This window comes from Streptomyces alkaliterrae, from assembly GCF_007097205.2.
Classification (GTDB): Bacteria; Actinomycetota; Actinomycetes; order Streptomycetales; family Streptomycetaceae; genus Streptomyces; species Streptomyces alkaliterrae.
Genome location: NZ_VJYK02000026.1, coordinates 22,052 through 29,425, shown reverse-complemented (window position 1 = coordinate 29,425; position 7,374 = coordinate 22,052). Strand labels below are relative to the sequence as shown.

Annotated in this window: 7 protein-coding genes; all 7 read left to right on the top strand. The window is 71.5% G+C overall.

Translation table 11 applies throughout. The features are described 5' to 3' along the window. Nucleotides 1-49: 49 nt before the first annotated feature. Nucleotides 50-919, top strand: coding sequence for an alpha/beta hydrolase (locus FNX44_RS04405; protein ID WP_143646601.1), 870 nt, complete (start codon nucleotides 50-52; stop codon nucleotides 917-919). Next, nucleotides 898-2,289 (top strand): MFS transporter, encoded by a 1,392-nt coding sequence (locus tag FNX44_RS04400; protein ID WP_407699116.1) that lies wholly within the window; start codon nucleotides 898-900, stop codon nucleotides 2,287-2,289. The genes FNX44_RS04405 and FNX44_RS04400 overlap by 22 nt, the downstream gene beginning before the upstream one ends. Beyond that, nucleotides 2,175-3,734, top strand: a complete 1,560-nt coding sequence (locus tag FNX44_RS04395; RefSeq protein WP_143646600.1) for an acyl-CoA carboxylase subunit beta — start codon at nucleotides 2,175-2,177, stop codon at nucleotides 3,732-3,734. Before FNX44_RS04400 ends, FNX44_RS04395 begins: the two co-directional genes overlap by 115 nt. A 29-nt stretch (nucleotides 3,735-3,763) precedes the next feature. Next, nucleotides 3,764-4,003: an acyl-CoA carboxylase subunit epsilon gene (locus FNX44_RS04390; RefSeq protein ID WP_143646599.1), complete on the top strand. Its 240-nt coding sequence runs from the start codon at nucleotides 3,764-3,766 to the stop codon at nucleotides 4,001-4,003. Between the two features lie 30 nt (nucleotides 4,004-4,033). Further along, the gene (locus tag FNX44_RS04385) at nucleotides 4,034-4,543 is read left to right on the top strand and encodes a nuclear transport factor 2 family protein (RefSeq protein ID WP_143646598.1); all 510 of its coding nucleotides are present in this window, start codon (nucleotides 4,034-4,036) and stop codon (nucleotides 4,541-4,543) included. A gap of 71 nt (nucleotides 4,544-4,614) precedes the next feature. Continuing rightward, nucleotides 4,615-5,220: an NADPH-dependent FMN reductase gene (locus FNX44_RS04380; RefSeq protein ID WP_143646597.1), complete on the top strand. Its 606-nt coding sequence runs from the start codon at nucleotides 4,615-4,617 to the stop codon at nucleotides 5,218-5,220. Nucleotides 5,221-5,429: 209 nt separating this feature from the next. Continuing rightward, nucleotides 5,430-7,319 carry a DUF2075 domain-containing protein gene (locus tag FNX44_RS04375; RefSeq protein ID WP_143646596.1) on the top strand — a complete coding sequence of 630 codons (1,890 nt, stop codon included), beginning with the start codon at nucleotides 5,430-5,432 and terminating at the stop codon, nucleotides 7,317-7,319. The last annotated feature ends 55 nt before the right edge of the window (nucleotides 7,320-7,374 follow it).

Below are 7,374 nucleotides of genomic sequence, written 5' to 3'. Positions count from 1 at the left end.
GCCTGCCGCCGCCCCGACCGGACCCGCGCCGCGGCCCGCCGTCCGCCGCGTGACGCTCGACGCCGGCGGGCTCACGCTGTCCGCGCTGCTCGCCGAGCCCGTGGACCGCGCGCCGCGCGCCGCGGTCGTCGCGCTGCACGGCGGCGGAATGAGCGCCGGGTACTTCGACGCCCGCGCCCATCCGGACCAGTCCCTCCTCGGACTCGGCGCACGGCTGGACTACACGGTCCTCGCCGTCGACCGGCCCGGCTACGGGGACTCGGCCGGCGTGCTGCCCGAGGGGCTGGGCCTGGACGAACAGTCGGCCCGCCTGAACGCCGCCCTCGACGACTTCACCCGCCGCCACGACACCGGCGCGGGCCTCCTCCTGCTCGCCCACTCGTACGGCGGCAAACTCGCCCTCACCGCCGCCGCCCACGACCGGGAACCGGGCCCGGAGCAGCAGGGCCGCCGGCTGCTCGGCCTGGACGTCTCCGGCCTCGGCCACCGGTACGCCGCGCCACCCGAGGAACTTCCCGACGACCGCGGGCACGGCCACTGGACCCGCAACTGGGGCAAGCTGCGCCTCTACCCGCCTGGCACCTTCCGGGAGAGCGACAACCTCGTCGCCCCCATGCCCGTACGCGAGCGGGCGGAGGCGCCGCACTGGCCGGACAGGTTCGCGTCGCTTGCCGCGCGCATCCGGGTTCCGGTCCGCCTCACCTTCGCCGAACACGAGACCTGGTGGCGGCACGACGACACCGCGCTCTCCGACCTCCGGAACCGGCTGGCCGCCGCGCCCCGCGTGGTCGTCGACCGGATGCCGGGCGCCGGGCACAACATCAGCCTCGGCTGGGCCGCCCGGTCCTACCACCTGCGGGCCCTCGGCTTCCTGGAGGAGTGCCTCGCCCTGCGCGAGTGCGCTCCGACCGGGCGCTGACGCCGGTGCGCGCGGTGTTCGGTCGGACCTTCGCCAGCGGCCTCCGCTCACTGGGGGTGCGCAACTTCCGTCTCTTCGCGGGCGGCCAGCTCCTGTCCGTCGCGGGCACCTGGATGATGGTCGTGGCGCAGGACTGGCTGGTGCTGTCGCTCACCGAGGACTCCGCGACGGCCCTGGCCACCGTGACAGCGCTGCAGTTCACGCCGTTGATGCTGTTCACCCTCTACGGAGGACGGCTCGCCGACCGCCACGACAAGCGGCGGCTGCTGGTGCTCGCCAACTCCGTGTCCGGGGTGCTCGCCCTCGGCCTGGCGCTGCTCGCGCTGTCCGGAGCCGTCCAGCTGTGGCACGTGTATCTCTTCGCCGTCGCCCTCGGCACCGTGAACGCGGTCGAGATCCCGGCCCGGATGTCCTTCGTGAGCGAACTGGTGGGCCCGAAGCTGCTGCCGAACGCCTCCGCGCTGAGCGCCGCGTACTTCAACGTCGCCCGGGTCGCAGGCCCGGCCCTTGCCGGCCTGCTGATCAGCGCGTTCGGCACCGGCTGGGTGATGCTGCTCAACGCGGTGAGCTACGCGGCCACGGTCGTGGGACTGCGCATGATGCGGCCCTCCGAGCTTCACCTGTCGGGGCGGACGGCCGGACGTGGCCGGGTCGTCGACGGCCTGCGGTACGTGAGCTCGCGCCGCGATCTGCTGCTCCCCGTGGCGCTCATCGCGGTCGTCGGCCTGTTCGGCCTCAACTTCCACCTGCTGCTTCCGCTGCTCGCCCGAACCGTCTTCCACGCCGACGCGGCCTCCTTCGGACTCCTCACCACGGCGTTCGCGGCCGGCTCACTGTTGGCCGCACTGGTCACCACCCAACGGCGCGACCGCCCGTCCGCCCGCACCGTCATCCTCGCCGCGCTCGGCTTCGGAGCCCTGGAGACGACGGCGGCGTGGGCCCCCGACTTCGTCTCCGCGCTGGTGCTTCTGGCCCTCACCGGCTTCGCGTCCCTGTACTTCGCGCAGGCGGTCAACCACCGCATCCAGCTGGGCAGCGACGCCGTGTACCGGGGGCGGGTGATGGCCCTCTACACGCTGATCCTGCAGGGCTCCACGCCCCTGGGCGCCGTGCTGGTCGGCTGGTGCGCGCACCGGCTCGGCGCACAGGCGGGGCTGCTGCTCGGCGGGCTCGCGTCCGTGGCCGCCGCGCTCGTGGCATGGGCCGTGGAGTGGCGGGCGAACAGACCCAAGCGTTCCAGGACACAAGGAGAGACATGGGGGACAACAGCACCACCGGACGGGTCGAGGAACTCGACCGGATCAGGGAACTCGCCCGCCGGGGCCCCGACCCGAAAGCCACCGAACGCCAGCACGCCAAAGGCAAACTGACCGCCCGGGAACGCGTCGGACTCCTCCTGGACAAGGACAGCTTCACCGAGGTCGAACCACTGCGCCGGCACCGGGCCAGCGGCTTCGGGCTGGAGGCGAGACGGCCGTACACGGACGGCGTGGTGACCGGTTGGGGCACCGTCGAGGGCCGGACCGTCTTCGTCTACGCCCACGACTTCCGGATCTTCGGCGGCGCCCTCGGCGAGGCCCACGCCCAGAAGATCCACAAGCTCATGGACATGGCGCTGGCCGCCGGCGCGCCGATCGTCTCACTCAACGACGGCGCCGGAGCCCGCATCCAGGAGGGAGTGTCGGCGCTCGCCGGCTACGGCGGCATCTTCCGGCGCAACACCAGGGCGTCCGGGGTCATCCCGCAGATCTCCGTCATGCTGGGGCCGTGCGCCGGCGGCGCCGCCTACTCGCCGGCGCTGACGGACTTCGTCTTCGCCGTACGGGACATCTCCCAGATGTTCATCACAGGACCCGACGTGGTGCAGGCGGTCACCGGCGAGGACGTGACCCAGAACGAGCTGGGCGGCGCCGACGTGCACGGCGGTGTCTCCGGCGTGGCCCACTTCGTCTACGACGACGAGGAGACCTGCCTCGCCGAGGTCCGCTACCTGCTCTCCCTGCTGCCCTCGAACAACCGCGAGCTGCCGCCCGCGACGCACTCCGCCGACCACGCGGACCGCCCCGGCGACGTGCTGCTCGACCTCGTCCCCGAAGGCGGGAACCGCTCGTACGACATCCGCTCGGTGATCGAGGAAATCGTCGACGACGGCGAGTACATGGAAGTGCACGCCTCCTGGGCCACCAACATCGTGTGCGCGCTGGCCCGACTGGACGGGCACGTCGTGGGCGTCGTCGCCAACCAGCCCGCCTCGATGGCCGGAGTGCTGGACATCAGGGCCAGCGAGAAGGGCGCGCGGTTCGTCCAGTTCTGCGACTCGTTCAACATCCCGCTGGTCACCCTCGTCGACGTGCCGGGATTCCTGCCGGGCGTCGAGCAGGAACACGAGGGCATCATCCGGCGCGGCGCCAAGCTGCTCTACGCCTACTGCAACGCCACCGTGCCCCGCATCTCCGTCGTGCTGCGCAAGGCCTACGGCGGCGCCTACATCGTCATGGACTCCCGCTCGATCGGCGCGGACATCGCGCTGGCCTGGCCCACCAACGAGATCGCGGTGATGGGTGCCGAGGGCGCCGCCAACGTGGTCTTCCGCCGGGAGATCGCCGAGGCCGACGACCCGGAGAGCACGCGCCGCCGGAAGATCGAGGAGTACCGGAACGAGCTCGTCCATCCGTACTACGCCGCTGAGCGCGGCCTGGTCGACGACGTGATCGACCCCCGCGAGACCCGTTCGGTGCTCTGCCGCGCCATCGCCATGCTGGCCGGCAAGGACGCCGACCTCCCCCGCCGCAAGCACGGCAACCCGCCGCAGTGACAGGTGACAGCAGCGACAGGTGAGAGCAGATGACTCAGACCGACCCCACGACCCAGGCCACCCCCGACCGGCTGTTCCGCATCAGCAAGGGCAGCCCGGACCCCGCGGAACTCGCGGCACTCACCGCTGTGCTGCTGTCCCGCACGGCAGCCGCCGGCGCCGAACCCGACGACCTCTCGCGCCGCCAGCGGGCCGTCGCGCGCTGGCGCCGTCCGGAGCGAGCGCGAGGCTTCGACGGCCCGCGCAGCTGGCGATCCACCGACCGCTGACACCCGCCCCCACACAGAGGAGGAGCCCTCATGGCCGCCCAAGAAGCAGCCGAACCACACGTCGGGAACGACGAGTTGACCGCACTGCGTCGTCAGGTGCGGGAGCTCGGCGACCGCGCGGCGATCACCGAGGTCTGCGACCGCTACGTCAACCGCCTCGACTCCGACCGGCACAACGACACCTGGTTCGACTCGGTCTTCACCGAAGACGTCCACCTCACCTTCCCGTTCGGCGAGTACAAGGGCTTCGACGGCCTCGCGGGCTTCCAGCAGATGGCCCGCACGACCTTCGAACGAACCCACCACCTCGCCGCCAACCACAGGGTCGAGCTCTACCCGGACGGCGACGAGGACCGGGCCCGCGTCCGCGCCCACCTGATGGCGATCCACGTGCGCAAGCGCGAGGAACCGGACGCCCACTTCGACATCGGCGGCCACTACGACGCCGAGTTCGTCCGCACCCCGGTGGGCTGGCGCATCCGGCGGTTCACCTTCGACCTGGTCTGGCACGCGGGCCAGCCGCCGAACGCCGACCACTGACCACGCCGCTGCCCGAGCCACCGTCCGCCCCACCGACAACAACCACTCGACCAGACGACGGAGCACTTGACATGACCACAGGACCCCTGAAACTCGCCGTCATACTCGGAAGCGTCCGCGAGGGGCGGTTCGGCGAGGTGGTGACACACTGGTACGCCGGACTGGCCAGGGAACACGGCGCCTTCGAGGTCGACGTCGTCGACCTCGCCGAAACGGAACTGCCGCTGGTCCTTCCCGAGACGCCGCCCGCCATGGCGACGGAGGAGCTGCGCCCGGCCGGCATGCTCCCCCTGTCCGCGAAGCTGGCCGCCGCCGACGCGTTTGTCGTGGTGACCCCCGAGTACAACCACAGCTTCCCCGCCTCGCTGAAGGCGCTCATCGACTGGCACCTCACCGAGTGGCGCGCGAAGCCGGTCGGCTTCGTCTCCTACGGCGCCCAGTCCGGTGGACTCCGCGCCGTGGAGCAGCTGCGGCAGGTCTTCGCCGAGATGCACGCCGCCACGATCAGGGACGGTGTCGCCTTCCCGAACTACTGGGAGGCCTTCGGCGAGGACGGCCGGCCCCGTGACACCGAGGGCACAGGCGGCGCGGCGAAGGTGATGCTCGACGAACTCGCCTGGTGGGGCACCGCGCTCCACGAGGCCCGCCGCAAGACGCCGTACAACCCGCAGCCCTGACGGACAGGCGCCCGCCGTGCTCCCGGGGTGTCCTGAGGCCGTGGGCTCAGGACACCCCGGGCCACCCGCGCCACCGGGCCCGACCGACCGGGTAACCTCGGGCACGTCGTCAACGCGGCCCGACGGGCTTCCGCCACTCCGCCTCCGCGGAGTCTCGAAGGACACGCCCCCACCCGCACGAGTCTCTTCGTGCTGCCCGGGGGAAGTCCTTGCTGTTCCGCGCGTCCGCGAACACGGTCGCCGTCATGGCGCTCGACGGTTCGCTGTCCCTGCACCTCACCGACCAGTTCGTCCACATGCACGGCTACCGTCCCGGAGCCTCGGAGGTCCGCTCCTGGCAGCGCAGCCTGCCCGTCCTGGCCGCCGCGCTCACCGACGCGGGACTGGGCGACGTGGAGGTCATGCTGGAGTACGCCCTCCCGCTGAACAGCAAACGCGCCGACGCCGTCCTCGCCGGCGTCCACCCCGCCACCGGCGAACCCTCGTACGTCGTGGTGGAGTTGAAGCAGTGGAGCCAAGCGCTGCCGCACGACGACGACCCCACCCTGTGCCACGTCGACGCCTACGCCCACCCCGTCCTCAACCCGATCGAGCAGGTCCGCCGCTACTGCCGGTACCTCGTCAACTTCAACGGCGCGGTCGCCGAACACGGCCAACGTGTCGCCGGGGTGGCGTACCTCCACAACGCCACCGAGTTCGGCGTGGCCGGACTGCGGCAGATCGAGCGGGACGGCCACGGCCTGCTGTTCACCGCGGAACGCCGCGGCGCCCTGATCGACCACCTCCGCGCGCTGCTGAGCGACCGGCACCCGGGCGCCGGAGCCGCCGACGAACTGCAGGCGGGCGCCACCGTGCCGTCGAAGCAGCTGATGGCCGTGGCGGCCGAGGAGGTGCGCGAGCGCGACCAGTTCGTCCTGCTCGACGAGCAGCAGGTCGCGTACCGCATGGTGCTCAACGCGGTACGCAAGGCGAAGCACGCCGACCGCAAGGAGGTCGTGATCGTCACGGGCGGCCCCGGCACCGGCAAGAGCGTGATCGCCCTCCAACTGCTCGGTGAGCTCTACCGGCGCGGGGTACCCGCCCTGCACGCGACCGGCTCGCAGTCGTTCACCAAGACGATGCGGAAGGTCGCCGGCGCCCGAAAGCGGGAAGTGCAGGACCTGTTCAAGTACTTCAACAGCTTCATGACGGCCGAGAAGAACAGCCTGGGCGCCCTTATCTGCGACGAGGCCCACCGCATCCGCGAGACCTCGGCCAACCGCTACACCCGCGCCGAGCACCGCACCGGCAGGGCGCAGATCGACGAACTCATCGACGTCGCCTACGTACCCGTCTTCTTCCTCGACGAGCACCAGGTCGTGCGCCCCGGCGAGATGGGCACCGAGGCGGACATCAGGGCGGCGGCGGCGAAGCGCGGCATCCCCTGCCACACCGTCCCCCTGGACAGCCAGTTCCGCTGCGGCGGCAGCGACGCCTACCTGCGCTGGGTCGTCCGCCTCCTCGCCCTCGAACCGGGTGGCCCGGTCCGGTGGGAGCCGGACGGCCGCATGCGACTCCTGGTCGCGGACACCCCTCAGGAAATGGAAGCCTTCCTCCAGGCACGCCGAGACGAGGGCTACGGCGCCCGGATGTCCGCCGGCTACTGCTGGCGCTGGTCCCCGGAGCCCAAACCCGGCGACCCGCTCCCACCCGACGTTGTCATCGGCGACTGGGCCCGCCCCTGGAACCTGCGCGGCGACCGCGCCGTCTCCGGCGCGCCCCCGGCCGCGCTGTGGGCCACCGACCCGGCTGGTTTCGGCCAGGTCGGCTGCGTCTACACCGCCCAGGGCTTCGAGTACGACTGGTCCGGCGTCATCATCGGCCCCGACCTGCTCTGGCGCGGCGACCGCTGGATCACCGACCGCACGGCCTCGAAGGACCCCGTCTTCAAGAAGTCGACCCCGGACACCGACGTGGACCGCCTGATCCGCAACACCTACAAGGTCCTACTCACCCGCGGCATGATCGGCACCGTCGTCTACTCGACCGACCCCGAGACACACGAGAAGCTACGTGAGTTGGCCGAATCCGACCGTATGAGCGAGGCAGCGCAGGTCTGACCGCGGCGCGCGCCGTCCGGTGACGCTCGGCATATCTAGAATCACGGAAACCGGT